This is a genomic window from Streptomyces sp. NPDC088747, from assembly GCF_044751025.1.
GTDB lineage: Bacteria > Actinomycetota > Actinomycetes > Streptomycetales > Streptomycetaceae > Streptomyces.
Map to the genome: position 1 here is coordinate 335,930 of NZ_JBIVKZ010000009.1, position 26,460 is coordinate 362,389.

The 26,460-nt window shown below is 70.4% G+C and carries 19 protein-coding genes and 1 pseudogene; 4 read left to right on the top strand and 16 right to left on the bottom strand.

Going from position 1 to position 26,460, the window contains the following annotated elements; all coding sequences use genetic code 11:
- Positions 1-2: 2 nt before the first annotated feature.
- From recA to ACIP79_RS23020, 3 genes are all read right to left on the bottom strand, one after another.
- Positions 3-1,127: a recombinase RecA gene (gene recA, locus ACIP79_RS23010; protein ID WP_401226206.1), complete on the bottom strand. Its 1,125-nt coding sequence runs from the start codon at positions 1,125-1,127 to the stop codon at positions 3-5.
- 419 nt (positions 1,128-1,546) lie between these two features.
- Positions 1,547-2,761 carry an AI-2E family transporter gene (locus tag ACIP79_RS23015; protein ID WP_401226208.1) on the bottom strand — a complete coding sequence of 405 codons (1,215 nt, stop codon included), beginning with the start codon at positions 2,759-2,761 and terminating at the stop codon, positions 1,547-1,549.
- Positions 2,762-2,821: 60 nt separating this feature from the next.
- Complete coding sequence (locus ACIP79_RS23020; RefSeq protein WP_383679285.1) at positions 2,822-3,016, bottom strand: DUF3046 domain-containing protein; 195 nt, start codon at positions 3,014-3,016, stop codon at positions 2,822-2,824.
- An 80-nt stretch (positions 3,017-3,096) separates the two neighbouring features.
- On the opposite strand from ACIP79_RS23020, the gene ACIP79_RS23025 reads away from it, so the two are divergent.
- Entirely contained in the window at positions 3,097-4,050 is a 954-nt protein-coding gene (locus ACIP79_RS23025; RefSeq protein WP_401226211.1) for a hypothetical protein, read from the top strand.
- 127 nt (positions 4,051-4,177) lie between these two features.
- On the opposite strand, the gene ACIP79_RS23030 is transcribed toward ACIP79_RS23025, so the two are convergent.
- From ACIP79_RS23030 to ACIP79_RS23040, 3 genes and pseudogenes are all read right to left on the bottom strand, one after another.
- On the bottom strand, positions 4,178-4,486 hold the full coding sequence (locus ACIP79_RS23030; protein WP_401226213.1) for an AzlD domain-containing protein: 309 nt from the start codon (positions 4,484-4,486) through the stop codon (positions 4,178-4,180).
- Positions 4,483-5,265: an AzlC family ABC transporter permease gene (locus ACIP79_RS23035; RefSeq protein ID WP_401226216.1), complete on the bottom strand. Its 783-nt coding sequence runs from the start codon at positions 5,263-5,265 to the stop codon at positions 4,483-4,485. The genes ACIP79_RS23030 and ACIP79_RS23035 overlap by 4 nt, the downstream gene beginning before the upstream one ends.
- Before the next feature lie 113 nt (positions 5,266-5,378).
- Positions 5,379-6,182, bottom strand: a pseudogene (locus ACIP79_RS23040) (AraC family transcriptional regulator); the annotation flags it as partial.
- 326 nt (positions 6,183-6,508) lie between these two features.
- Here ACIP79_RS23040 and ACIP79_RS23045 point away from each other — a divergent pair.
- The 3 genes from ACIP79_RS23045 to ACIP79_RS23055 all read left to right on the top strand — a co-directional run bounded on the left by ACIP79_RS23045 (position 6,509) and on the right by ACIP79_RS23055 (position 13,511).
- Positions 6,509-11,587 carry an ATP-dependent helicase gene (locus tag ACIP79_RS23045; RefSeq protein ID WP_401226219.1) on the top strand — a complete coding sequence of 1,693 codons (5,079 nt, stop codon included), beginning with the start codon at positions 6,509-6,511 and terminating at the stop codon, positions 11,585-11,587.
- 182 nt (positions 11,588-11,769) lie between these two features.
- The gene (locus ACIP79_RS23050) at positions 11,770-12,669 is read left to right on the top strand and encodes an Fpg/Nei family DNA glycosylase (protein WP_401226222.1); all 900 of its coding nucleotides are present in this window, start codon (positions 11,770-11,772) and stop codon (positions 12,667-12,669) included.
- A gap of 77 nt (positions 12,670-12,746) precedes the next feature.
- Positions 12,747-13,511, top strand: a complete 765-nt coding sequence (locus ACIP79_RS23055; protein WP_401226225.1) for an SDR family NAD(P)-dependent oxidoreductase — start codon at positions 12,747-12,749, stop codon at positions 13,509-13,511.
- 122 nt (positions 13,512-13,633) lie between these two features.
- On the opposite strand, the gene ACIP79_RS23060 is transcribed toward ACIP79_RS23055, so the two are convergent.
- The 10 genes from ACIP79_RS23060 to ACIP79_RS23105 form a co-directional block, all read right to left on the bottom strand.
- Positions 13,634-13,888 carry a hypothetical protein gene (locus ACIP79_RS23060; RefSeq protein ID WP_401226228.1) on the bottom strand — a complete coding sequence of 85 codons (255 nt, stop codon included), beginning with the start codon at positions 13,886-13,888 and terminating at the stop codon, positions 13,634-13,636.
- A gap of 137 nt (positions 13,889-14,025) precedes the next feature.
- The gene (locus ACIP79_RS23065) at positions 14,026-14,511 is read right to left on the bottom strand and encodes a Dps family protein (RefSeq protein WP_383679264.1); all 486 of its coding nucleotides are present in this window, start codon (positions 14,509-14,511) and stop codon (positions 14,026-14,028) included.
- Between the two features lie 228 nt (positions 14,512-14,739).
- Positions 14,740-15,117 (bottom strand): helix-turn-helix domain-containing protein, encoded by a 378-nt coding sequence (locus ACIP79_RS23070; protein WP_266474405.1) that lies wholly within the window; start codon positions 15,115-15,117, stop codon positions 14,740-14,742.
- A gap of 109 nt (positions 15,118-15,226) precedes the next feature.
- Positions 15,227-15,772 (bottom strand): CinA family protein, encoded by a 546-nt coding sequence (locus tag ACIP79_RS23075; RefSeq protein WP_401226231.1) that lies wholly within the window; start codon positions 15,770-15,772, stop codon positions 15,227-15,229.
- Positions 15,769-16,482, bottom strand: a complete 714-nt coding sequence (gene pgsA, locus ACIP79_RS23080) for a CDP-diacylglycerol--glycerol-3-phosphate 3-phosphatidyltransferase (RefSeq protein WP_401226233.1) — start codon at positions 16,480-16,482, stop codon at positions 15,769-15,771. Before pgsA ends, ACIP79_RS23075 begins: the two co-directional genes overlap by 4 nt.
- On the bottom strand, positions 16,479-17,954 hold the full coding sequence (gene rimO, locus ACIP79_RS23085; protein WP_401226235.1) for a 30S ribosomal protein S12 methylthiotransferase RimO: 1,476 nt from the start codon (positions 17,952-17,954) through the stop codon (positions 16,479-16,481). The genes pgsA and rimO overlap by 4 nt, the downstream gene beginning before the upstream one ends.
- A gap of 91 nt (positions 17,955-18,045) precedes the next feature.
- Positions 18,046-18,897 carry a helix-turn-helix domain-containing protein gene (locus tag ACIP79_RS23090; RefSeq protein WP_401226237.1) on the bottom strand — a complete coding sequence of 284 codons (852 nt, stop codon included), beginning with the start codon at positions 18,895-18,897 and terminating at the stop codon, positions 18,046-18,048.
- A 312-nt stretch (positions 18,898-19,209) separates the two neighbouring features.
- Positions 19,210-21,930, bottom strand: a complete 2,721-nt coding sequence (locus tag ACIP79_RS23095; protein ID WP_401226239.1) for a DNA translocase FtsK — start codon at positions 21,928-21,930, stop codon at positions 19,210-19,212.
- Between the two features lie 218 nt (positions 21,931-22,148).
- Entirely contained in the window at positions 22,149-22,835 is a 687-nt protein-coding gene (locus ACIP79_RS23100) for a two-component system response regulator (protein WP_401226242.1), read from the bottom strand.
- Between the two features lie 256 nt (positions 22,836-23,091).
- On the bottom strand, positions 23,092-26,460 hold a 3,369-nt coding region (locus ACIP79_RS23105), incomplete at its 5' end, for a HAMP domain-containing protein (RefSeq protein ID WP_401226244.1).

Consider the following 26,460-nt stretch of genomic DNA (forward strand, 5'->3'; position numbering starts at 1 on the left):
GCCTAGCTCTTGGCCGCCGCGGCCTTGGGCTTGGAGGCCTTGGCAGCCGGAGCGGGCACCGTCTTCGCGGCCTCGTCCGACGCGGCCGGGACCGCCGCGTCCGCACCCGGCTCGGCGCTGGGCTTCTCCGCCTTCACACCGACGCCCAGCTTCTCCAGGATCTTCTTCTCGATCTCGTTGGCGAGGTCGGGGTTGTCCTTGAGGAAGTTGCGCGCGTTCTCCTTGCCCTGGCCGAGCTGGTCGCCCTCGTACGTGTACCAGGCGCCGGCCTTGCGGACGAAGCCGTTCTCCACGCCCATGTCGATCAGGCCGCCTTCACGGCTGATGCCGTGCCCGTAGAGGATGTCGAACTCGGCCTGCTTGAAGGGCGGGGCGACCTTGTTCTTGACGACCTTGACGCGGGTGCGGTTGCCGACCGCGTCGGTGCCGTCCTTCAGCGTCTCGATGCGCCGGATGTCGAGCCGCACCGAGGCGTAGAACTTCAGCGCCCGGCCACCGGTCGTGGTCTCCGGGGAGCCGAACATCACGCCGATCTTCTCGCGGAGCTGGTTGATGAAGATCGCGGTGGTGCCGGACTGGCTCAGCGCACCGGTGATCTTACGGAGCGCCTGGCTCATCAGACGGGCCTGCAGACCCACGTGCGAGTCGCCCATCTCGCCCTCGATCTCCGCGCGCGGCACCAGGGCTGCGACGGAGTCGATGACGATCAGGTCGAGCGCGCCGGAGCGGACCAGCATGTCCACGATCTCCAGAGCCTGCTCGCCGTTGTCCGGCTGCGACAGGATCAGGTTGTCGATGTCGACGCCGAGCTTCTTCGCGTACTCGGGGTCGAGGGCGTGCTCGGCGTCCACGAAGGCCACCTGGCCGCCCGCCCGCTGCGCGTTCGCCACCGCGTGCAGAGTCAGCGTCGTCTTACCGGAGGACTCCGGGCCGTACACCTCCACCACTCGGCCGCGCGGCAGTCCGCCGACGCCGAGCGCGACGTCGAGCGCGGTCGACCCGGTGGGGATGACCTCGATGGGCTCATTGGGCCGCTCGCCCAGGCGCATCACCGCGCCCTTGCCGAACTGCCGTTCAATCTGTGCGAGCGCGGCGTCCAGCGCCTTCTCGCGGTCGGTTCCTGCCATGGGTTCCACCCGATTTGCTTGAGTCGATCGCTTCACGTCAAAGACGCTAACGCCTGCCACTGACAATGCGTCCCGACGCCCGTCCGGCCTGTGGATAACTCGGGCACATCTCCATGAAAACCGTGCCTAAATCCCCGTCGAGAACTCCGCCGGAGACTCCATCAGAATGGATGTTCGATTTTGGTGTCAAGCGCACCACGCGGCACCGCCGAGACCGGATTCGCGCTCTGGCCCCGGCTGAACCCGTGACCTCGCGTGTCCCCCGGGCAACCGGCGTCCATCGGGTCCCGCCCGGGTTCCGGCACGGTCCCGCCCGGGTTCCGCCCGGGTTCCGGCACGGTCCCGCCCGGGTTCCGGCACGGGCCCGGCAGGTCAGGCCCGACAGGTCCGGACCGTCTCACCGGACCGACAGCCAGCCACTACCGGCTGAACAACCGCCGCACGCGCGCGAAGAGCGGGCTCGAACCGCGATCCCGGTGACCGTGCACCCGGGGGTCGTCCGTCACGTCGTACCGCTTCACGTAGGCACCCAGGAACGCCTGCAGCGTGGCGATCGCGGGGATGGCGATCAGCGCGCCGACGGCGCCGAGGAGGGCGGTGCCGGCGACGACCGACCCGAAGGCGACCGCCGGGTGGATGTCGACGGTCTTGGAGGTCAGCTTGGGCTGGAGTACGTAGTTCTCGAACTGCTGGTAGATCACGACGAAGATCAGCACCCACAGCGCGTACCAGGGATCGACTGTGAAGGCGATCAGCATCGGCAGGGCACCCGCGAGATAGGTGCCGATGGTGGGGATGAACTGCGAGACCAGGCCCACCCAGACGGCGAGCACGGGCGCGTACGGCACGCTCAGGGCTTCCAGCAGGATGTAGTGCGAGACCCCTGAGATGAGCGCCATCAGACCGCGCGAGTAGAGATAACCGCCGGTCTTGTCCACGGCGATCTCCCACGCGCGCAGCACCTCGGCCTGCCGGGCCGGCGGCAGTACGGAGCACAGGGCGCGGCGCAGTCTCGGCCCGTCCGCGGCGAAGTAGAACGAGAACAGTGTGATCGTGAGGAGCTGGAAGAGGCCACCGAGCACCTGGGCGGAGACGTCCAGGACTCCGGTGGCGCTGTTCTGGACGTAGTTGCGCAGCCAGTCGGAGCGGAGCAGGCCCTCCTGGACGTCGACCCGCTTCAGGTCGGTCTTGAAATGCGCGTTGATCCAGTTGATGACGGAGTCGAGGTACTGCGGGAAGTCCTCGACGATCTTGATGATCTGGCCCGCGAGCATGGAGCCGAGCAGGGTGACGAACCCGGCGGCGAAGACCAGCAGACCGAGGAAGACCAGGAACGTGGCCAGCCCCCTGCGCATGCCCCGCGAGGCCATCCGGCTCACCGCCGGTTCGATGGCGAGCGCCAGGAAGAACGCGATCAAAATGTTGATCAACAGGCCGGTGAGCTCGTGGAACGCCCAACTGCCCAACTGGAAGACGGCGATGAGCGTGAGTGCGAGCACCATGGCGCGCGGCAGCCAGCGCGGCATGCGTCCACCCTGCGCGGCGGCGCCCTCGGCCGGGGGGCCCTCGGGCGGCGTCGTGCCGAGCGGTGCTGCCTGCTGGTCGACCTGAGCGGTGTCGTCTGTCGGGGCCACGGGGCAAGTCTCGCCCACGCCACCGACAATCGAGTGCCGCCCCCGGATCTTCGTGCCCCGTTACCGGTTTTCGTACGGAACGTCCGCGGTCGCGCAGACCACGCGCCACACGTCCTTGGCATCCCAGCCGGCGTCCAGCGCTTCGTGCACTGTCCGCCCGCCGAGCTCCGTCATCACGTGGTCGCGCGCGAAGGTGTCGGCATACCCCGCACCGAAGTGATCCGCCATCCGCTGCCAGAAGACCGTCAACCGCATGACTCCAGTATCCCGCTCCTGAGGGTGGGCCCGTGCCGGGACCACTTGCCGAGACCGCTTTCCGTCCTACGGTCTGACCCATGGCCGAACAAGGAGCATCCCCACTCCCCCCGACGCCCCCGGCGCACTCCCCGCTCGCGCGCGCCGAACACTTCGTCTGGCTCACCGCGCGCGTGCTGGAGCAGCGTCGCTTCGAGTACCACTTCCTGAACAGCGATGTCGGCGGCGCGGACGCGGTGGAGACCGCGCTGGCCGCCTACCGCAACGACGACGACGGCTACGGTCACGCGCTGGAACCCGATCTGCGCGGCCCTGTGAGCCAGCCACTGCACACCGGGCACGCGCTGCGGGTGCTCGACTCGATCGGCCGCTGCGGCGGACAGCGCGTAGAGCGCGTGTGCCGCTACCTGACCGCCGTCTCGACCCCCGACGGCGCGCTGCCGGCGATCCATCCCAGTCAGCGCGGCTATCCGGCGGCACCCTTCGTGCCGGTCGTCGACAACCCTCCGAGCGAACTCCTCGCCACCGGGCCCGTGGTGGGCCTGCTGCACCGGAACGAGGTATGGCACGCCTGGCTGTTCAGGGCGACCGACTTCTGCTGGCAGGCGGTCGACTCCCTGGAGAAGTCCCATCCGTACGAGATCGAGGCGGCGGTTGCCTTCCTGGACTCCGCACCCGACCGCCCGCGCGCGGAGGCCGCCGCGGACCGGCTGGGCCGCCTGGTCCGCGAGCACGGGCACGCGGTGCTGGACCCGGAGCGCCCGGAGGCGTTCCCGGTCTCGCCCGGCTACGCGCCCGGTGAGCGTCATTTCCCCCACGACTACGCGAAGACGCCGGGCTCACTCGCGCGCGCGTGGTTCACCGACGAGGAGATGACGCGTTCACTCGACCATCTGGCGAGCGAGCAGCAGGAGGACGGCGGCTGGCCCATCAGCTGGCGGCAGTGGGCGCCTGGGACCGCCCTGGAGTGCCGCCCCATCGTGACCGTCGAGGCGCTGCGCACCCTGCGGGCGTACGGGCGGTCCATCGACTGATCGTGCGGGGGCATGCCGTACGGAATGCCGCCGTACGGCATGCCACCGTACGACGTGCTCCGGGGCGTCCGTCCCTCAGGTGCCCCACGGCCTGTCCCGGGCGTCCCGGAGGGCCGTACGGCGGGCCTCAGCCCGTCATCGCCCGCACTCCCGCCGTCACCACCACGGCCGCGGCGACCACGACCAGGAAGGGCGCGCGCAGGATCAGCGCGACGGCGGCCGCGGCGACCCCCGCGGCCTTCGCGTCCACCATCAGGGCCTGCCCGTCGGCGAAGGTCTGCTGGGCCGTGAGAGCGGCGAGGAGGGCGACGGGCAGCAGGGCGGCGAGGCGCTGGACGAGCGGCCGCTCCAGTACGCCCGCGGGGACCAGCAGCCCGATGAGCTTGACCACATAGCAGCCGACGGCGGTCGCGCCGATCGCGATCCAGATGCTCATCGGTCCTCCCCGGGAGCTTCGTCGGCGGACCGGTTCGCTTCGCCGTCAGGTGCTTCCCCCGCGGACCTCGCACCACGACGGCCCTCCACATAGAGGGCGGCGGGAGCGGCGAGCGCCGCCACCAGGACGGGGACTCCGGCGGGCAGGACGGGCAGGAGACCGAGGCCCAGAAGGACCGCGACACCCGCGACCACGCGCTCCGTGGTGGTCTTCAGCATGGGTGCGAGCAGCGCCAGGAAGACGGCGGGCCCCGCGGCGTCCAGTCCCCACGCGTCGGTGTCTCCGATGGCCTCCGCGCCTACCGCGCCGAGCAGGGTGGTGAGGTTCCACAGCACGTAGAGGGTGAGCCCGGTGACGGTGAACCCGATGCGGACGCTGCGGCGGGTGGGCTGGGCGAGCGCGACCGCCGTGGTCTCGTCGATGACCCACTGCGCGGCGAACGGGCGCACCGCGCGCGGGAGTGCCAGTAGCTGCGAAAGCCGCAGGCCGTAGAACGCGTTGCGCACTCCGAGGAAGAAGGCACCCGCGGCCGCCGTGAGGGGGTTCCCACCGGCCGCGAGCGCGCCCACGAGCGCGAACTGTGAGGCACCGGTGAACACCAGCAGGCTGAGCGCGCAGGTCTGGAGCAGGGTGAGCCCGCTGCCCGCGGAGGTCACCCCGAAGGCGAAACCGGACAGTCCGACGGCGACCCCGACTCCCAGGGCGTCTCGGACGACCGCCGCGTCGGGTTTTCCGCCGTCGTCCCGGTGTGTGTCTGCGAAAGCTGTCTGTTCTGCCACGCCCTGGACGGTAGGAGCAGCGACCCCTCGCGGTCTTGTACGTTCTTGCGCTCCCGCTGGTAGGCGCCCGGCGGCACGCCCACGATCCGCGTGAAGTGACGGTTCAGGTGCGGCTGGTCGGTGAAGCCGACGGCCACGGCGGCCTCCGCGGGCGCGGAACCGGTGTCCAGGAGGTGGCGGGCCCGGCGTACCCGGGCATCGGTCAGCCAGGTGTGGGGCGGCATGCCGTAGGCGTCACGGAAGGCGCGCAGCAACGCGAACGGGCTGGTGCCGAGGTCGGCGGCGAGCCGCTCCAGCGACGGCGGCTCGGCCAAGCGCTCTTCCAGCACGGTACGCGCGCGTGCCGCGACCCTGGCTCCGGCGGTGTGCACGGCCCGCTGCGGCAGCGGACCTCCGTTCAGGCGCAGCAGCCGGGTCACGGCGACTCGCAGCAGGGTGTCGGCGGCGAGCGCGTTGCCCTCCTCGGCGGCCCTGAGCACCTGGTGGACGAGGCCCGCGGCGTACGGGTCGTCGAGCACGGGGCTGATGAAACCGGGGGTGCCGCGGATCGTAGTGGTCTCGGCGGCGATCTCGGCCACCAGCTCCGGTGACGGGTACACCGCCCCGTACCGCCAGCCCTCCGGGACACCTGCCCTGCCGGTGTGCGGGGTGTCGGGGTTGACCAGGGCCAGGGAGCCCGGGCCCGCGTACTGATCGGCGCCGGCGTGGTGGAAGACCTCCACCCCGTCCGCGATGGCGGCGATGACGAAGTTCTCGTGGGTGTGCCGCACGAAGATCTTCTCGACGTACCGGGCCCGCAGCAGATCCACGCCTGGCAGTTCCGCGTACTGCCAGTGCCGCGCCTTCTCCGCCGAACCCGCCATGCCCCCATTCTGCGTCAGGGGCGCGGGCGGGCCGTTCGCGTCAGCGGCGGGCATGACCTCGACCCGCAAGCCGCAAGCCGGGCGGCGCACGGTGTGCGGTTCGAGGTATGCGGTGTGCGGTGTGCGGTTCGCAGCTCGCGGTGTGCCGTGCACCGTGCGCGGTGCACGGACCGAGGTCGCGCCGAGTGTGCGTCGTTCGTGGTGGCCACCCACTTTGGCCACCCACTTTGGCCGCCCGCCTTCCGGCGGAGGCGCCGCGGGCGGGCCCGGCTCTCACTCCCGCCCGGCGGCGCGAGGCCGCCGCACCCCCGACGGACACGTCGGCAGCCGCGTCCTCGCAGGTCAGAGCGATTGTCAGTGGTCGGGTGCAGGATGGACACATGGTCAGCTCCGCACACCGAGCCCTCGACGGCTTCTCCCCCGCGACCCGCGGCTGGTTCACGGGGGCGTTCTCCGCGCCCACCGCGGCCCAGGCCGGGGCGTGGGCGGCCATCGGTGCGGGCTCGGATGTGCTCGTCGTGGCCCCGACCGGCTCCGGCAAGACCCTGGCCGCGTTCCTCGCCGCGCTCGACCAGTTGGCCTCGACCCCGCCACCGGCCGACCCCAGGAAGCGCTGCCGGGTGCTGTACGTCTCACCACTGAAGGCCCTGGCGGTGGACGTGGAGCGGAATCTGCGCAGCCCGCTGACCGGCATCCGCCAGGAGTCGGTGCGGCTCGGGCTGCCCGAGCCCGAGGTGAAGGTGGGCATCCGCTCGGGCGACACCCCGCCCGCCGAGCGCCGCGCCCTCGCCACCCGTCCGCCGGACATCCTGATCACCACCCCCGAGTCGCTGTTCCTGATGCTGACGTCGGCCACGCGCGACGCGCTGACGGGCATCGAGACGGTGATCCTGGACGAGGTGCACGCCGTCGCGGGCACCAAGCGTGGCGCCCATCTCGCGCTCACCCTGGAGCGCCTCGACGAGCTGCTGCCCAAGCCGGCCCGCCGCATCGGCCTCTCCGCCACCGTGCGCCCGGTGGACGAGGTCGCGCGCTACCTCTCTCCCCAGCGCAAGGTGGAGATCGTCCAGCCGCCGTCCGGCAAGGAGTTCGACCTCTCCGTGGTCGTTCCGGTCGAAGACCTGGCCGAGTTGGGCGGCTCCCCGGTCGCCAATGCCGACGAGGGCGCGGAGAAGCCCTCCATCTGGCCGCACGTCGAGGAGCGGATCGCCGACCTCGTCCAGTCCCACCGGTCCACCATCGTGTTCGCCAACTCCCGCCGCCTGGCCGAGCGCCTCTGCAACAGGCTCAACGAGATCGCGTACGAGAGGGCGACCGGCGAGCCCCTCGAAGAGGCACACTCCCCGGCCCAGCTGATGGGCGGCTCGGGCGCCGCACAGGGCGCACCACCGGTCCTCGCCCGCGCCCACCACGGCTCGGTCTCCAAAGAACAGCGGGCCCTCGTCGAGGAGGACCTCAAGGCAGGCCGTCTGCCCGCCGTGGTCGCCACCTCCAGCCTCGAACTGGGCATCGACATGGGAGCCGTGGATCTCGTCATCCAGGTCGAGTCACCGCCGTCCGTGGCCTCCGGGCTCCAGCGCGTCGGCCGCGCGGGCCACCAGGTGGGTGCGGTCTCCACCGGCGTCGTCTTCCCCAAGTACCGCGGCGACCTCGTGCAGGCCGCCGTGGTCACGGAGCGGATGCGCACCGGCTCCATCGAGTCCCTCCGCGTCCCGGCCAACCCCTTGGACGTGCTCGCTCAGCAGCTCGTCGCCATGACCGCGCTAGACACCTGGCAGGTCGACGACCTGCTCACCACGGTCCGCCGAGCGGCGCCCTTCGCGTCGCTCCCCGAGTCGGCGTTCACGGCCGTACTCGACATGCTCGCGGGCCGCTATCCGTCCGACGCCTTCGCGGAGTTGCGGCCCCGAGTGGTGTGGGACCGCGTCACCGGTACGGTCACCGGGCGCCCCGGCGCGCAGCGCCTCGCCGTCACCTCCGGGGGCACCATCCCCGACCGCGGGCTGTTCGGAGTCTTCCTCGCGGGAGCCGACCCCAAGAAGGGCGGCGGCCGGGTCGGCGAGCTCGACGAGGAGATGGTCTACGAGTCCCGGGTCGGCGACGTCTTCACGCTCGGCACCAGTTCCTGGCGCATCGAGGACATCACCCGCGACCGCGTGCTGGTCTCCCCGGCGCCCGGTGTCCCCGGCAGGCTGCCCTTCTGGAAGGGCGACCAGCTCGGCCGCCCGCTCGAACTGGGCCGCGCGGTCGGCGCGTTCCTCCGCGAGGTGGGCTCCCTCCCCAAGGAAGACGCCCGGCTCCGGCTGCTCGCCGCGGGACTGGACGCCTGGGCAGCGGACAACGTGCTCTCCTATCTCGCCGAACAGCGCGAGGCATGCGGTCACATCCCGGACGACCGCACCATCGTCGTGGAGCGGTTCCGCGACGAGCTGGGCGACTGGCGGGTCGTCGTGCACTCCCCCTTCGGCGCCCAGGTCCACGCCCCCTGGGCCCTCGCGCTCGGCGCCAAACTCTCCGAGCGGTACGGCATGGACGCCCAGGTCATGCACGCCGACGACGGCATCGTGCTGCGGCTCCCCGACGCCGACCTGATGAGCCTCGACCTGTTCGACCAGGCACCGACGAATACCGGCACCCCCTCGCACACGGCGGTCGACGCCGACCAGGCTCCCGTAGGCGCCGCGGACGTCGCCTTCGACAAGAGCGACGTCAACCAGATCGTCACCGACCAGGTCGGCGGCTCGGCACTGTTCGCCTCCCGCTTCCGCGAGTGCGCCGCCCGCGCGCTGCTGCTCCCCCGCCGCAGCCCCGGCAAGCGCACCCCGCTGTGGCAGCAACGACAGCGCGCCGCCCAACTGCTCGAGGTGGCAAGCGAATACGGCTCGTTCCCGATCGTCCTGGAAGCCGTTCGCGAGTGCCTCCAGGACGTCTTCGACGTCCCCGGCCTGACGGAGCTGATGGGCGACATCGAGTCCCGCAAGGTGCGGCTGGTCGAGGTCACCACACCGGAGCCATCGCCGTTCGCCCGCTCACTGCTCTTCGGATACGTCGCCCAGTTCCTGTACGAGGGCGACTCACCGCTCGCCGAGCGGCGCGCCGCCGCGCTGTCCCTGGACTCGCACCTCCTCGCCGAGCTCCTCGGACAGGCCGAGCTGCGCGAACTGCTCGACGCCGATGTGCTGACCGAGCTGGAGCGGGAGCTCCAGTGGCTCACCGAGGACCGCAGGATCAAGGACGCCGAGGGTGTCGCGGACCGGCTGCGGCTGCTCGGCCCGCTCACGGACGCCGAGCTTGCCGAGCGCGGCGCCGAGCCTTCGTGGACCCAGGAGTTGGCCGCTTCGCGCCGCGCCATCCGGGTCCGGATCGCCGGAGCCGATCACTGGGCCGCGATCGAGGACGCGGGCCGACTGCGGGACGCCCTCGGTACGGCGCTGCCCGTCGGTGTCCCGGAAGCCTTCACCGAGCCGGTCAAGGACCCGGTCGGTGACCTCCTCGCACGGTTCGCGCGCACCCACGGCCCCTTCACGTCGGCGACGGCCGCCGCTCGCTTCGGGCTCGGCACCGCTGTCACGGACGGCACCCTGCACCGACTCGCCTCGGCCGGACGCGTCGTACAGGGCGAGTTCCATCCGGCGGGTATCGGTCAGGAGTGGTGCGACGCGGCGGTGCTGCGCCGGCTGCGACGTCGTTCGCTCGCTGCCCTGCGGCATGAGCTGGAGCCCGTGCCGCCCTCCGCGCTCGCGCAGTTCCTGCCGCAGTGGCAGCACATCGGCAGCGGACACGGACTGCGCGGTGTCGACGGGCTGGTGCGTGCCATCGAGCAGTTGCAGGGAGCGTCCGTTCCCGCGTCCGCGCTGGAGAAGCTCGTCCTGCCGTCCCGGGTCACCGGTTACGCCCCTGCCCAGCTCGACGAGCTCACCGCCGCCGGAGAGGTGGTGTGGGCCGGGGCCGGGTCGCTGCCGGGCAAGGACGGCTGGGTCTCGCTGTATCTGGCGGACGCGGCCCCGCTGCTCCTGCCCGCCCCGCACCCCCTGGAACTGACCACGCTCCACCAGGCCATCCTGGACACGCTCTCCGGGGGCTACGGCCTCTTCTTCCGCCAGATCGCCGACCAGGTCCGGGCGACCACGCATCCTGACGCCACCGACCCCCAACTGGCGGACGCGATGTGGGATCTGGCCTGGTCCGGACGGCTCACGAACGACACGCTCTCCCCGATGCGCTCCCTGCTGGGCTCGGGCCGCACGGCGGGGTCCACGGCCCACCGTGCCAAGCGCTCGGCTCCCCGCGGGCGCTACGGCTCCCTGACCGGTGCCGCGCGTCCCCAGTCCCGTACGGGGCCGCCCACGGTGGCAGGCCGCTGGTCCCTGCTCCCCGACCGTGAACCCGACCTCACCGTGCGCGCCCACGCGCTTGCCCGCACCTTGCTCGACCGGCACGGCGTGGTGACCCGAGGCGCGGTCGCGGCAGAGGGCGTCGAGGGCGGTTTCTCCGCGGTCTACCGCGTCCTTTCCGCCTTCGAGGACAGCGGCCAGGCACGACGCGGCTATGTGGTCGAAGGACTCGGCGCGGCCCAGTTCGCGATGGACGGCGCGGTGGACCGTCTGCGTGCGGCGGCGAACGCCCGGGACCGGGGCGAGGCCCTGTTGTCCGAGCCGGACCTCGCCGACGGGTTCCCCGCCCAGCACGCCTTCCCCGCCGACCCCCGCTCCACAGGAACCTGGAGCCCCCAAGCCAACGGCGACTCCACCGGCGCTTGGGAATCCCCCGCCGCCGGAGACTCCCGGGGCAACACTTCCGCTCTCCCCGTCGACGAAGTCTCCCCTCGCCCTTCGGCTCTCCCCACCAACGGAGACTCCCCAGGCACGCCGGGTTCCTCGGGCGCCGACGGGCCGGGCTGGTCCACTTCCCCCGCTCCCTCCGGCTTCGCCGACGACCACCACGGTTTCTCCGCCGACTCCGCCTACTCGGCCGACGCGTCCTTCCCAGCGCGCTCCACCTCCCTCAGCAGCTCTGGATTCCCCGATGCCGCCGGCCCCTCGGGGACCCGCACCCGCGTCCGCGCGACCACCCAGGCCGTTGTCCTGGCCGCCGCCGACCCCGCCAACGCCTACGGCGCCGCTCTCCCCTGGCCAGAGTCCCCGACCGGCGCGGGACACAAGCCCGGCCGGAAGGCCGGCTCCCTGGTCGTGCTCGTGGACGGCGAGCTGACGCTCTACATGGAGCGCGGCGGCAAGACCCTGCTGGCCTGGCCGTCCGACCCGGAAGGCACTCTCACGGAGGACGCACGTCTGCGCGCCGCCGCCGAGACCCTCGCCGCGGCGGCCCGCGTCGGTTCGCTGGGCACGGTCACGGTGGAACGCATCAACGGCACCTCCGCCCTGACCTCCCCCTTCGGTACCCTCCTGGAAGGAGCGGGCTTCATCGCGAACCCCCGCGGACTGCGCCTGCGCGCGTAAACGCCCTCCAAGAGCCACGGCCACCCCGCCCCCCAAGCCCCCAGGCCCCCAGGCCGCCAGGCCGCCAAGAAAGCCCGAGCCCCACCCGCAGGCCCGGCATCCGCCGCTCCCGCACCCCAGCACCACCCCCGAGAGGCCCCCAAGCTCCCCGCCCCCACTCCCCGACATGCCACCCTGGAGCCATGCCCGAAGGAGACACCGTCTGGCAAGCCGCGAAGCGCCTGCACACCGCCCTCGCGGGCAGAGTGCTGATCCGTTCCGACCTACGAGTGCCGAAGTTCGCCACCGCGGACCTCGCCGGCCGCACCGTCCTGGACGTGACCCCGCGCGGCAAGCACCTCCTCACCCGGATCGAGGGGGGTCTGACCCTGCACTCGCATCTGCGGATGGACGGTTCATGGAAGGTGTTCACGCACGGGCAGCGCTGGAGCGGCGGCCCGGCGCATCAGATCCGGGCAATCCTCGGCACCGAGGACCGCACAGCCGTCGGCTACCGACTCCCCGTACTGGAACTGCTCCGCACCACCGACGAGGACCGCGCCGTGGGCCACCTCGGCCCCGATCTACTGGGCCCTGACTGGGACCCGAACAGGGCGTTGGAGAACCTGCTCCGCGACCCGGCCCGCCCGCTCGGCGAGGCCCTGCTCGACCAGCGCAATCTCGCCGGCATCGGCAACGTCTACAAGAGCGAGCTGTGCTTTCTGCTCGGCGTCACCCCCTGGCTCCCGGTCGGCGCCCTCCCCGCCGACCGCGCCGCCCTGCTGCCCGTCCTCGCCCAGAAGCTCCTCGAAGCCAACCGCGACCGCCCGACGCGCATCACCACAGGCGTAGTAGCCACCAGCCGCACCACCACAGGCCCTCGCGGCCAGGGACCGGGCATCACGGGGCGCGACCAGAACCTCTACGTGTACGGCCGTGCATCGCGCCCCTGCCTGCGCTGCCACACCCCCATCCGCTTGGCCAACCAGGGCGACGGCTCCCGCGAGCGCCCCACCTACTGGTGCCCGTCGTGCCAGTTCGGCCCCACACCCCCGCCGGGCACCGCGCAACCCCGAACAGGCACCCGACGTACGACCAACTGACGCACGACCAACTGACGTACAACCAACCGACGAACAGATAATTGACGGCCCGTCAGAAACCCTCGTACGGTCGTCGCATGCCCCTCAAGGCGTACGACCTCACCGGACGCACCGCTTTCGTCACCGGCGCCGCCAGCGGCATCGGCCGCGCGTCCGCCGTCCTGCTCGCCGAGGCGGGCGCCACCGTCCACTGCGCGGATCGCGACGCGCGGGGGCTGCACGAGACAGCGACCCTGATCAAGGGGCAGGGCGGCACCGCCCACACCCACCAACTCGACGTGACCGACCGCGAGCGGCTCAGGCAGGCCGTCAGGTCCTGCGAGCGCCTCGACGTCATGGCGGCGGTCGCCGGGATCATGCACAGCAGCACGGTCCTGGAGACCAGGGACGAGGACCTCGACCGCGTACTGAACATCAACTTCAAGGGCGTGCTGTACGCCTGCCAGGAAGCGGCCCTGGCGATGATCGAGAGCGGCACCCACGGCAGCATCGTCACGATGGCGTCAGGCGCCGTCGACACCGGCGGCCCCGGGCTGCTCTGCTACGGCGCGGCGAAGGCGGCGGTCGTCCAGCTGACCAAGACCCTGGCGACCGAGATCGGCCCGCACGGCATCCGCGTGAACGCCGTGGCGCCGGGCTGGATCCGCACGCCGATGACCGACCGGCACGACGGGAAGGCGCAGGCGCACACCGAGGCGTTCATGGCCCGACTGGCTCCGCTGGGCCGTGTCGGCGAACCGGAGGACATCGCCCAGGCCGTACTGCACCTGGCCTGCGACGCCTCTGCGTTCACCACCGGCCAGATCCTCCGCCCCAACGGCGGCGTCGCGATGCCCTGGTAAACCCCGCACCGAACCTCCGAGAAGCGCCCCCTCACCCACCCGACAGCCCCTGCCCCCAAACCCGGACACCGGCCCGGACTCGACGCAGCCCCTACCCCCACGCCCCCGACAGCAGCCCGGACTCACCCCAGCCCCTGATCCACCCCAGGCACCCGATCCACCCCGCCCACCGCACCACCCCGCCCCCTACGCGCCTCCCGCAACGCCCGCGCCCGCGGAACGCAGTGCACCGGCAGCAGGCTCAACCCCCACCCGCCGGCCGCGACAGCGCCCTCCAGCACTCCCGCGTCAGGCACCAGCGCGAGCCGGAGCACGCTCCACCACCACAGGCCCCCGAGCCCCAGCGCCACCCCCCAGCGCACTATCCGCCCCGTCATGGCCACCACCTCCAGCCGGGCGTCAGAACCGCACCCTCACGACAGACAGAGGGCATCAGCGACACGCGGGCCGGGGACGGCGGGGGCCGTCGACTCGGGCGGAGCCGACCGCACCCGATGCCGCCGCAGCGGGCCGGTCACCGCTTCTCCAGCTGGACGTTCTCCGCCTGGAACATCCAGTGGTGCTTCTCCAGATCGGCCGTGATCCCGATGAAGATGTCCTGGCTCACCGGATCGGGGTCCGCGGTGGCCTCCACCCGGTCCCGCATCCGTGCGATCACCGCGCTCAGCGCGTCCACGAGGGCCGCCACGGCGTCGGTGTCCTTGACCCAGCCCTCGGGCGTCGCGCCGATACCGCTGCTGCCGGCCACGGTCGCGGCCCGCCCGTCGGGTGAGACGCCCAGCGTGGACGCTCGCTCCGCCACGGTGTCGGAGTGCAGCCGCGCGGTGTCCACGACCTCGTCGAGCTGAAGGTGAACGGAACGGAAGCGGGGTCCGACCACGTTCCAGTGGATCTGCTTCGCCACCAGGGAGAGGTCGACCAGATCGACCAGCGCACCCTGCAGGGCCTCACCCACCGTCTTCAGATCCGCGTCGGGCAACGAGCTCTTGACGACATACATCAAAATCCTCCGATTCCTGTGACCTCCCCAACCATGTCATATATGCGCATTTAGGGTCACTCGAAAGCGTCGAAGAGTAGCGCTGTGAGCACGCTCGGAGAGCGCTCGGAGAGCGCTCGAAGACGGGAGCGCACGCAAAAGCCCCGGTCGGGTCTCTCCGGGTCTCCCCGAAGGCCCCGACCGGGGCTTCACGCACATTCTCGGCTCAGGAGAGCCGGCCCGTGGACGTCAGGCGGCGACGACGTCGACCGCCTCCGCGGGCGCCTTGATCGTGACCCGTTCCGGTGGCACGCCGGTCACCGAGACGGAATTGAGCATCGGGCGACGCACCGGTGCGGGCACCGGTTCGGTGGCCGCAGCCGACCGTGCCAGCTCGGCAAGGGCGAGCTCGTCGCTCACTTCCCGCATGAGCTCGGACATCCGTACGTCCAACGCGTCGCAGATCGCGGAGAGCAGTTCGGAGGATGCCTCCTTCTGCCCCCGCTCCACCTCGGAGAGATAGCCGAGTGAGACTCGGGCGGAGGAGGAGACTTCGCGCAGAGTACGGCCCTGGCGCTGGCGCTGCCGACGCAGCACGTCACCCAGCAGGCGACGGAGCAGAATCATCGGTGGCTCCCTCCTCGGACCGCGTAGCCGCATCCTTCACGCCCCACCGTACCGCCTTGCGCCGCGGCCGTGCGGGGAGCGATGTCGTGTTCACTCAGGGCTGCAAACATCAAAACCCCCCGTTCTGTTCCGTATCCTGTGCCCGCTCATTCCCGGTCTGTTCGCCCGCGAGCTCCTTCAGAAGCAGCGCGAGTACGCTCCGTGCACTCTCCATACGGATTTCCGCCCGGGAGCCGTTCAACCGCAGTGGCACGACTTTCCCGCCACCGGCGGCATCGGAAGGGGTCTCCGACGGGCCCTCGACGGCCACGAAAACGGTGCCCACGGGCTGTCCGTCCTGGGGATCGGGCCCGGCGACACCGGTCGTGGCGATCCCCCAGTCCGCGCCGAGGGTCGTGCGTACACCGGCCGCCATCTGGGCCGCGACCTGCGGATCAACCGCACCGCGCGCCGCCAGCAGAGTGGCGTCGACGCCGAGCAGTTCGTGCTTGAGCTCGGTGGCGTACGCGGTCACCGAACCCCGGAAGGCCTTGGACGCCCCAGGCACCGCTGTGAGCTCCGCCGCCACCAGGCCACCGGTGAGGGACTCGGCGACGGCGAGCGTCTCGCCTCTCACCGTGAGTAGTCGCAGCACTTCAGTGGCCTCGGAATTCACCGCTCCGCCTCCCGTGCGGCGGCCAGCCGCGCGGCGATCCCGCTCCTGCGCAGCACAATGGCCTGTCTCACATAGTCGAGCCCGGTGACCACGGTCAGGACGACCGCCGCAGCCATCACCCAGAACCTCAGGGTGGCCAGCGGCCCCGTCAGTGCCAGGACGTACATCCCGACAGCTGTGCCCTGGACCAGCGTCTTCATCTTGCCGCCGCGGCTCGCCGGGATGACCCCGTACCGGATCACCACGAAACGCAGCAGGGTGATCCCGAGCTCACGCCCGAGGATCACCCCCGTCACCCACCACGGCAGATCCCCGAGGTAGGACAGACAGATCAGCGCCGCACCCATGATCGCCTTGTCGGCGATGGGGTCGGCGATCTTCCCGAAGTCGGTGACGAGGTCGTAGGTGCGCGCCAGATGGCCGTCGAAGATGTCGGTGATCATGGCGACGGCGAAGGCGGCCCAGGCCCAGGCGCGCATGGCGGGGTCGTACCCGCCGTCGGCCAGCATCAGGGCGACGAAACCGGGCACGAGAACGAGCCGGATCATGGTCAGGATGTTCGCGATGTTCCAGAGGCTGGCCTGGTTGACGGCCGCAGCGCCCAGCTTCCCGGCCCGCACCGGCTTCGCGCCCCCCGGAGCGCCGGGAACGCCCGGCGCACCTTTCGCGCTGGGGGTGCTGCCCGCCGCGGATGCCGGGGCTCCGGTCATCTGCCCGCCTCCTCAGTACACGGGAGCGAGCCCAGAAGCGGCTCGGCCACCAGGTCGACACCTTCCGTACCGACCACCTTGGCCTCGACGATAAGGCCGACGGTCAGACCTTCGCCGCTCGTGAAGAGCACCTGCCCGTCCGTCTCGGGCGCCTGGTGCTCGGCCCGTCCGTAGGCGCCGTCCGCCGAGTCGACCGACTCGACGAGGACGCGCACCGTCTCCCCCACACGCTCCTCGGCCCGCTGCGACACGAGCTCCTCGGCCAGCCGGGAGACCCGCGCGAGCCGCTCCGCGACGACGTCCGCGTCGAGCTTGTGCTCGTACGTCGCCGCTTCCGTGCCGTCCTCGTCGGAGTACCCGAAGACGCCGATCGCGTCGAGCCGCGCGCCCGTGAGGAACCGCTCCAGCCCGGCGAGATCGGCCTCGGTCTCGCCGGGGAAACCGACGATGAAGTTGGACCGCACACCGGCCTGCGGTGCCTTGGCACGGATCGTGTCGAGCAGTTCGAGGAAGCGGTCGGTGTCACCGAAGCGCCGCATCGCGCGCAGCACGTCGGGCGCGGAGTGCTGGAAGGAGAGGTCGAAGTAGGGCACCACGTTCGGCGTCGAGGTGAGCGCGTCGATGAGTCCGGGGCGCATCTCGGCCGGCTGGAGGTAGCTGACCCGCACGCGCTCGATGCCCTCGATCTCGGCCAGCTCGGGCAGCATCGTCTCCAGGAGCCGGATGTCACCGAGGTCCTTGCCGTACGAGGTGTTGTTCTCGGAGACCAGCATGACCTCCTTGACGCCCTGCTCGGCGAGCCAGCGGGTCTCGTTGAGCACGTCGCTCGGGCGGCGCGAGATGAACGAGCCGCGGAAGGACGGGATGGCGCAGAAGGTGCAGCGCCGGTCGCAGCCGGAGGCGAGCTTCACCGAGGCGACGGGCGAACCGTCCAGACGGCGCCGCAGGGGCGCACGCGGGCCGGACTCGGGGGCGAGGCCCTCGGGGAGGTCGGTGGGGGCGCCGTGGCCGGGCAGGGCCACGTCCTCGCCCGCGCTCTGCCGCTCGGCCGGGCTGATCGGCAGCAGCTTGCGGCGGTCGCGGGGGGTGTGCGCGGCGTGGATCCCGCCGTTCAGGATGGTCTGGAGGCGGTCGGAGATGTCGGCGTAGTCGTCGAAGCCGAGCACGCCGTCGGCCTCGGGCAGCGCCTCGGCGAGTTCCTTGCCGTACCGCTCGGCCATGCAGCCCACGGCCACGACGGCCTGGGTTCTCCCGTGCCCCTTGAGATCATTGGCTTCGAGGAGGGCGTCGACGGAGTCCTTCTTGGCGGCTTCCACGAAGCCACAGGTGTTGACGACGGCGACGTCCGCTTCCTCGGCGTCCTCCACGAGTTGCCAGCCGTCCGCCTCCAAGCGGCCTGCGAGCTCCTCCGAGTCCACCTCGTTACGGGCGCAGCCAAGGGTGACGAGTGCGACGGTACGGCGTTCAGGCATGGGCTCAAGACTACTTCGTCCCGCTGACAGCCCACGTCGACGGGGTTGGCCGATCTTGGCCAACCCCGTACACACGTGCCCCTTGGGCCGGTTATCCGACCTCGGGGTCGCCCTTCGTGTACGTCAGGCGCTCGACCTGACCGGGCTGGAACTCGTCTTCGATTTCCTTGCCGTTGACGTGCAGCTGGATGGCGCCCGCGTCACCCAGAACCAGATCGATCTTCTCCTGGTCCTGGAAGGTCTTGGACTGGCCACGCTCCAGGAGTCCGTCGAAGAGCAGCCGTCCGTTGTGGTCCTTGGCGGAGATCCAGCTGCGCCCGTCGGGGGCGCTGACCTGGACGGTCACCTTGTCCTGCGGGGCGGCGGCGATGGCGCTGTCGGAGGGGTCCGGCTTCGGGTCCGCGGGCTTGGTCGCGGTCGGCTTGGCCGCGGGCTTGCTCGCGGTCGGTGTGGACCCCTCGGCGACCTGCGTCGTGGAGTCGTCACCGCCGTCGCCCTTGACCATGGTGAAGCCGACGAAGCCGATCACCGCGACGATCGCGGCGACCATGGCGGCGGTCCAGTTCGGTCCGCGCCGCTCGGGACGGATCCGTTCCGCCTCGAAGAGCGGGGCGGCCGGCGTCGGCGCGGGACGCCCGCCGTGCTCGGCGTCGTAGCGCGCGAGCAGCGGACCGGGATCGAGGTGGACGGCGTTCGCCAGGGTACGGATGTGACCGCGCGCGTAGACGTCGCCGCCACAGGGCGCGAAGTCGTCCTGTTCGATCGAGTGCACGATGGCGATGCGGACCCGGGTGGCATTGCTGACGTCGTCGACGGTGAGCCCGGCTTCGATGCGGGCCTGGCGCAGGGCATGGCCGATCGAAGGCTGGGCGGCCTCACGGTCGTCTTCGAACGGACGCTCGTCTTCGGGAGAGTTGCCGTCGGGGGGGGTGCCGATGGACACGGGGGCGCCTTTCGAGCGTGTAGCCACCTGTGCTGGAGGTTCAGTTTAGGGGGGGTACGAGAGGGTGGGGCAACCGGGCGGTGGGACTTCTTACGCCATCAGAATGGCCGGTCATCCTGATGTTGGGACACGTACGTGTCCCCTCCCTCAACTTGACGCGCGACGAAGGGAAACGGTTGCTCACCGTTTCCTTACGGGTGAGTCACGTTCAGGTACCCGTTCACGGCGATCTCATCCGCGGAGCCGGCCGTCCTGTCTTGATTTCCTGTGCTTCGCTTCCTGCTTCTCGTGTGCTTCGGCTTCCCCGCGTTCCTACGCTTCGGCTTCCCCGCGGATCACGGCCAGCACACCATCCAGCTCGTCGGCCTTCACCAGCACGTCACGGGCCTTGGAGCCCTCGCTCGGACCCACGATGCCGCGGGACTCCATCAGGTCCATCAGGCGCCCGGCCTTCGCGAAGCCGACGCGCAGCTTCCGCTGGAGCATCGAGGTGGACCCGAACTGGGTGGAGACGACCAGTTCGGCCGCCTGGCACAGCAGGTCGAGGTCGTCGCCGATGTCCTCGTCGATCTCCTTCTTCTGCTTGGTGCCCACCGTGACGTCCTCACGGAAGACCGGCGCCATCTGGTCCTTGCAGTGCTGCACGACCGCCGCGATCTCGTCCTCGGTGACGAAGGCGCCCTGGAGCCGGACGGGTTTGTTCGCCCCCATCGGCAGGAAGAGCCCGTCGCCCTTGCCGATCAGCTTCTCGGCACCGGGCTGGTCGAGGATGACCCGGCTGTCGGCGAGCGAGGAGGTGGCGAAGGCGAGCCGGGACGGCACGTTCGCCTTGATCAGACCGGTGACGACGTCGACGGAGGGCCGCTGTGTGGCCAGCACGAGGTGGATGCCGGCCGCACGCGCGAGCTGGGTGATGCGCACGATCGAGTCCTCGACGTCGCGCGGCGCGACCATCATCAGGTCCGCGAGTTCGTCGACGATCACCAGCAGGTACGGGTACGGCGTCAGCTCGCGCTCACTGCCCTCGGGCAGCTTCACCTTGCCGTTCCTGATGGCCTCGTTGAAGTCGTCGATGTGCCGGTACCCGAACGCCGCGAGGTCGTCGTACCGCAGATCCATCTCCCGTACGACCCACTGGAGCGCCTCGGCGGCCCGCTTCGGGTTGGTGATGATCGGCGTGATCAGGTGCGGGATGCCCTCGTACGCGGTCAGCTCGACGCGCTTGGGGTCGACGAGGACCATCCGCACGTCCTCGGGGGTCGCGCGGACCATGACGGACGTGATCAGGCAGTTGATGCACGAGGACTTGCCGGAGCCGGTCGCGCCGGCCACCAGGACGTGCGGCATCTTCGCGAGATTGGCCATCTCGTAGCCGCCCTCGACGTTCTTGCCGAGCGCGACGAGCATCGGGTGGTCGTCCTCGGCGGCGTCCGCGAGGCGCAGCACGTCGCCGAGGTTGACCATCTCGCGGTCGGAGTTCGGGATCTCGATGCCGACCGCCGACTTTCCGGGGATCGGGCTGATGATCCGCACGTCGGGGCTGGCGACGGCGTACGCGATGTTCTTGGCGAGTGCCGTGATCCGCTCGACCTTCACGGCGGGGCCGAGCTCGACCTCGTACCGCGTGACCGTCGGCCCGCGCGTGAAGCCGGTGACCTTGGCGTCGACCTTGAACTCCATGAAGACGTTCTGGAGGGAGGCGACCACCGCGTCGTTGACGGCGCTGCGGGTCTTGCCGGGGCCGCCGCGCTCGAGGAGGTCGAGCGAGGGCAGGGAGTAGGTGATGTCTCCGGAGAGCTGGAGCTGCTCCGCGCGCGGGGGCAGTTCGCGCGGTTCCTCGGGCGCGGCCTTGGTGAGGTCGGGCACGACGGATTCGGCCTTGAGCATCTCCTGCTTGGGCCGCTTGGCCCCGGGAACGACTTTGGCGCGCGCGGCCGGGACCGGCGTCGTCTCCTCGAACCCGTCCCGCTCGCCACCGACGCCCTGCGTCAGGTCGGCCACCAGCGGCGAGGGCGGCATCCCGTGCAGCACGGCCCCGTCGAGCGCCGCGGCGGCGGCCGCGGCTACGTCCACCGCGTCCATCGGCCGGTTCATGTCGGGCTGCCGCACGGCGGGCCGTCTGGGGCGCCCACGGCGCTTGCTGAGCGCCTCCTGCTCGGCGACGTCGGGGTCGTACTCCTCGGGGGCGCGTGAGCCCTTCCTGGGGCGCGCGGGGAGCGCCTCGCGCCACTGCTCGTCGTAGCGCTCGTCGTCCGCGTCGAGGAAGTCCTCCTCGTCGGCCTGGATGATGCCCAGCTTCTGGCCGAGCAGCCGCAGCCGCTGCGGAATCGCGTTGACCGGCGTCGCCGTGACGACGAGCAGGCCGAAGATCGTGAGCAGCACCAGGAGCGGGACGGCGAGCACATCGCCCATGGTGTACGTCAGTGGAGTGGACGCGCCCCAGCCGATGAGGCCGCCCGCGTCCCTTATCGCCTGCATGCCGTCGCTGCGCGCGGGCGCCCCGCACGCGATGTGGACCTGGCCGAGCACCCCGATGGCGAGCGCGGACAGGCCGATCACGATGCGGCCGTTCGCCTCGGGCTGCTCGGGATGCCGGATGAGCCGGGCCGCGATGACTCCGAGCAGTATCGGGACCAGCAGGTCGAGGCGGCCGAAGGCGCCGGTGACGAGCATCTCGACGAGGTCGCCGACCGGGCCCTGGAGGTTGGACCAGGTGCCCGCGGCGGTGATCAGTGCGAGGCCGAGCAGCAGCAGAGCGAGACCGTCCTTGCGATGCGCCGGGTCGAGCCCTTTCGCGCCCCGCCCTATGCCGCGGAACGTCGCCCCCACGGCGTGCGCGACACCCAGCCAGAGGGCGCGCACGAGCCTGTACACGCCCGCGGTCGGACTGGGCGCCGGCGCGGGTGCGGGCTTCTTCGCCGCGGCCTTCTTGGCGGGCGCCTTCTTGGCGACGGCCTTTTTCGCGGGGGCCTTCGTCGGAGCGGCCGTCTTCTTCGCGGGCGGCTTCCTGGCTGCGGACTGACGTGAGGCCATGTGTGTGAGGTTACCGGTGGAGACGACAGCGGACACGTGTGCCTACTGCTTCACCCGTTCGTGTCGCCCGAACTCGTACGCCGAACTGACGCCGCCTCACCGGCCTTGCCCCGCCCGGCACACCCGGCCGCGCCTCGGCGGCCCGGCCGAACCCGCCCTCGGCGCGCGGCCGGTCCGAGCAGGTCCGGGGTTCCTCGACGGTGCCGGCCGGGACCCGCTCAGTTCTGCGACGGCACCGACGCCGCACCGTTCCCCGTGCCCGGTTCCAACGCGTCCAGCGCTCTGCGCAGGCCTGTGAGCTTGCGTTCGAGATGGGCCGCTGTCGCCACTGCCGCCGCGTCCGCCGAGTCGTCGTCGAGCTGCTTGGACAGGGCCTCGGCCTGTTCCTCAACAGCCGCGAGCCGCGCGGAGAGTTCGGCGAGCAGCCCGGCGGGCTCCTTCGTGTCCCCCAGCGTCGCCTTGCCGCCGCCGCCCTCCAGCTGGAGCCGCAGCAGCGCCGCCTGCTCCCGGAGTTGGCAGTTCTTCATGTAGAGCTCGACGAAGACCGAGACCTTCGCGCGCAGCACCCATGGGTCGAACGGCTTGGAGATGTAGTCCACCGCGCCGGCCGCATAACCCCGGAAGGTGTGATGCGGGCCGTGGTTGATGGCGGTGAGGAAGATGATCGGGATGTCCCGGGTCCGTTCCCGCCTCTTGATGTGCGCGGCGGTTTCGAAACCGTCCATGCCCGGCATCTGGACGTCCAGCAAAATGACCGCGAAGTCGTCCGTGAGTAGTGCTTTGAGCGCTTCCTCCCCGGACGATGCCCGCACCAGTGTCTGATCGAGCGCGGAGAGGATCGCCTCCAGCGCCAGCAGATTCTCCGGCCGGTCATCGACCAGGAGGATCTTGGCCTTCTGCACCATGGCCCGCCCTCCTCGCCCCGGCAGTGCACCGGGCGCCACCCCAGGGGACGACTCCGTTGCGTCGCCCGCCCTTGTGCCGGTCATGGTAGCCGCACCCCGCCTGTCGCCACACCCTGTCACCGCGATGTCACTGTGCACGTAGCAGAAACGCGGTGGGAGACCAGAAGGTTCCCCGAATCCCGTGCTTCTACACGGCGTCGGCCACAGTGAGTTATCCGGAAGCGGACCGTCGTACACGATTTCCGATGCGAGAGTGTCACTGCTCACGCATCCACTGTTCCATCACGGTGAGCAGATGGTCGGGATCGACCGGCTTGGTCACATAGTCGGAAGCACCCGACTCGATGGCCTTCTCGCGGTCGCCCTTCATCGCCTTCGCCGTGAGCGCGATGATCGGCAGCCCGGCGAACTGAGGCATCCGCCGGATCGCCGTCGTCGTCGCATAACCGTCCATCTCCGGCATCATGATGTCCATCAGAACGACCGTCACATCGTCGTGCTGCTCCAGGACCTCGATGCCCTCGCGGCCGTTCTCGGCGTAGAGCACCGAGAGGCCGTGCTGCTCCAACACGCTGGTCAGCGCGAACACGTTGCGGATGTCGTCGTCGACGATGAGCACCTTCTCACCCTCGAACCGGATCCCGCGACGGGGCTGCGGCGTCGCCTCCGGCCGGCCCGCGGGCGCCCACTGCTCCAGCGTCCCGCCCGGCTGCCCGGCCTGCGCCGTCCTCGGCTCGTCGGCGGGCACCGTCCTGCGGCGCCGCCGGAAGAGCGCGGCGGGCCCGTTCTGGGTCTCCTGGTACGACTTCACCTCGGCCGGCATCTGGATACCCGACCCGGCGAGCTCCGCCTCGGAGGCGAGCAACTCCCCCGCCTCCAGGGCCGGCGCGAGCTGCCCGTAACCCTGGGGAGGCAGTTCACTGGGGTGCAGCGGCAAATACAGCGTGAACGTGGAGCCGCGTCCGGGTTCGCTCTGCGCGTGGATCTCACCGCCCAACAGCCGCGCGATCTCCCGCGAGATGGAGAGCCCCAGGCCCGTACCGCCGTACTTGCGGCTGGTCGTACCGTCCGCCTGCTTGAAGGCCTCGAAGATCACCCGCATCTTGCTGGCCGCGATCCCGATGCCGGTGTCCGTCACGGAGAACGCGATCAGGTCCGCGTCCGCGTCCCGCAGCGAACCCGCTTCGAGGAGCTGCTCCCGGATGGCCACCGGCACCTCCGCGCCGGCCGGCCGGATCACCAGCTCGACCGCCCCGGAGTCGGTGAACTTCACCGCGTTGGAGAGCAGGTTGCGCAGCACCTGGAGGAGACGCTGTTCGTCGGTGTGCAGCGTGGCGGGCAGTTCCGGCGACACGCGTACCGAGAAGTCGAGGCCCTTCTCCGCGGTCAGCGGGCGGAAAGTGGCCTCCACGTAGTCGACGAGCTGAACCAGCGCGATGCGGGTCGGCGACACGTCCATCTTGCCCGCCTCGACCTTCGACAGGTCGAGGATGTCGTTGATCAGCTGGAGCAGGTCGGAACCCGCGCCGTGGATCGTCTCGGCGAACTCGACCTGCTTGGGGGTGAGGTTCGTGTCCGCGTTGTCGGCGAGCAGTTTGGCCAGGATCAGCAGGGAGTTGAGCGGTGTGCGCAGTTCGTGCGACATGTTCGCCAGGAACTCGCTCTTGTAGCGCATCGAGACCGCGAGCTGCTCGGCGCGCTCCTCCAGGACCTGCCTGGCCTCCTCGATCTCGGTGTTCTTCACCTCGATGTCGCGGTTCTGCTGGGCGAGTTGCTCGGCCTTCTCCTCCAGCTGGCCGTTGGAGTCCTGGAGTGCCTTCTGCCGGCTCTCCAGCTCCGCCGACCGCTCCTGGAGCTGCTCGGTCAGCTCCTGCGACTGCTTCAGCAGCACCTCCGTCTTCGTGTTGACGGAGATGGTGTTGACGCTCGTCGCGATCATCTCGGCGATCTGGTTCAGGAAGTCCTTCTGGATCTGCGTGAACGGCGTGAAGGACGCGAGCTCGATGACGCCGAGCACGGTCGCCTCGAAGAGCACGGGCAGGACGATCACCTGTGCCGGGGGCGCCTCCCCGAGCCCGGAGGAGATCTTCAGATAGCCGCTCGGGGCGTTCTCCACCAGGATCGTGCGCTTCTCCTTGGCCGCCGTGCCGATCAGCGCCTCACCGGGCCGGAACGACGTCGGCATGGAGCCCATCGAGTAGCCGTAGGACCCGAGCATGCGCAGCTCGTACGCGCCCTCGTCCTCCAAGCCGCTGTCCTTGCCGTCCACCATCGGCATGGACAGGAAGAACGCGCCGTGCTGCGCGGCGACGACGGGAGTCAGCTCGCTCATGATCAGCGACGCCACGTCCTCAAGGTCACGGCGGCCCTGCATCAGCGCGGAGATGCGGGCGAGGTTGCCCTTGAGCCAGTCCTGTTCCTTGTTGGCGATGGTGGTGTCGCGCAGGTTGGCGATCATCTTGTTGATGTAGTCCTGGAGCTCCTGCATCTCGCCGGAGGCGTCCACGTCGATCTTCAGGTTCAGGTCGCCGCGGGTCACCGCGGTCGCCACCCGCGCCATCGCGCGTACCTGCCGGGTGAGGTTCCCGGCCATCTCGTTCACGGACTCCGTCAGGTCGCGCCACGTGCCGTCGACATCCCGCACCCGCGCCTGGCCGCCCAACTGGCCCTCCGTGCCCACCTCGCGGGCCACCCGGGTGACCTCCTCGGCGAACGAGGAGAGCTGGTCGACCATAGTGTTGATGGTGGTCTTGAGTTCCAGCATCTCGCCGCGGGCGTCGATGTCGATCTTCTTGGTCAGATCGCCCTTCGCGATGGCCGTCGTGACCATCGCGATGTTGCGGACCTGACCGGTCAGGTTCGACGCCATGCCGTTCACCGACTCGGTGAGGTCCTTCCACGTGCCGGCGACTCCCGGTACGTGCGCCTGGCCACCGAGGATGCCGTCCGTGCCCACCTCGCGGGCCACCTTGGTGACCTGGTCGGCGAACGAACTCAGCGTCTTCACCATCGTGTTGACGGTGTCGGCGAGAGCGGCGACCTCGCCGCTCGCCTCGACGGTGACCGTCTTGGTGAGGTCGCCGTTGGCCACCGCCGCCGCGACCTGGGAGATGTTCCGCACCTGGTTGGTCAGGTTGTTGGCCATCACGTTGACGTTGTCGCTCAGGTCCTTCCAGATGCCCGTGACACCCGGCACCCGCGCCTGCCCGCCCAGGTTGCCCTCGGTGCCCACCTCGCGGGCGACCAGGGTCACCTGCTCCGCGAAGTTGGACAGCTGGTCGACCATCGTGTTGACGGTGGTGACGAGTTCGAGGATCTCGCCCTTCGCGTCGACGGTGATCTTCTTCGACAGGTCGCCCTTGGCCACCGCCGTGGTGACCTCGGCGATGTTGCGCACCTGGATGGTCAGGTTGTTGGCCATGAAGTTCACCGACTGGGTGAGGTCCTTCCAGGTGCCGGAGACACCCTGCACCTCGGCCTGACCGCCCAACTGCCCCTCGGTGCCCACCTCTCGGGCCACCCGCGTCACCTGCTCCGCGAAGTTCGAGAGCTGGTCGACCATCGTGTTGAGGGTGTTCTTCAGCTCCAGGATCTCGCCGCGCGCGTCCACGTCGATCTTCTGGGA

Bases quoted from the DNA above. Each gene is read 5' to 3' on its own strand.
- recA (WP_401226206.1), bottom strand. From the start codon at position 1,127: ATGGCAGGAACCGACCGCGAGAAGGCGCTGGACGCCGCGCTCGCACAG.
- ACIP79_RS23020 (WP_383679285.1), bottom strand. From the start codon at position 3,016: ATGCGGTTGACGGTCTTCTGGCAGCGGATGGCGGATCACTTCGGTGCG.
- ACIP79_RS23025 (WP_401226211.1), top strand. From the start codon at position 3,097: ATGGCCGAACAAGGAGCATCCCCACTCCCCCCGACGCCCCCGGCGCAC.
- ACIP79_RS23030 (WP_401226213.1), bottom strand. From the start codon at position 4,486: ATGAGCATCTGGATCGCGATCGGCGCGACCGCCGTCGGCTGCTATGTG.
- ACIP79_RS23045 (WP_401226219.1), top strand. From the start codon at position 6,509: ATGGTCAGCTCCGCACACCGAGCCCTCGACGGCTTCTCCCCCGCGACC.
- ACIP79_RS23050 (WP_401226222.1), top strand. From the start codon at position 11,770: ATGCCCGAAGGAGACACCGTCTGGCAAGCCGCGAAGCGCCTGCACACC.
- ACIP79_RS23055 (WP_401226225.1), top strand. From the start codon at position 12,747: ATGCCCCTCAAGGCGTACGACCTCACCGGACGCACCGCTTTCGTCACC.
- ACIP79_RS23060 (WP_401226228.1), bottom strand. From the start codon at position 13,888: ATGACGGGGCGGATAGTGCGCTGGGGGGTGGCGCTGGGGCTCGGGGGC.
- ACIP79_RS23065 (WP_383679264.1), bottom strand. From the start codon at position 14,511: ATGTATGTCGTCAAGAGCTCGTTGCCCGACGCGGATCTGAAGACGGTG.
- ACIP79_RS23070 (WP_266474405.1), bottom strand. From the start codon at position 15,117: ATGATTCTGCTCCGTCGCCTGCTGGGTGACGTGCTGCGTCGGCAGCGC.
- pgsA (WP_401226233.1), bottom strand. From the start codon at position 16,482: ATGACCGGAGCCCCGGCATCCGCGGCGGGCAGCACCCCCAGCGCGAAA.
- rimO (WP_401226235.1), bottom strand. From the start codon at position 17,954: ATGCCTGAACGCCGTACCGTCGCACTCGTCACCCTTGGCTGCGCCCGT.
- ACIP79_RS23095 (WP_401226239.1), bottom strand. From the start codon at position 21,930: ATGGCCTCACGTCAGTCCGCAGCCAGGAAGCCGCCCGCGAAGAAGACG.
- ACIP79_RS23100 (WP_401226242.1), bottom strand. From the start codon at position 22,835: ATGGTGCAGAAGGCCAAGATCCTCCTGGTCGATGACCGGCCGGAGAAT.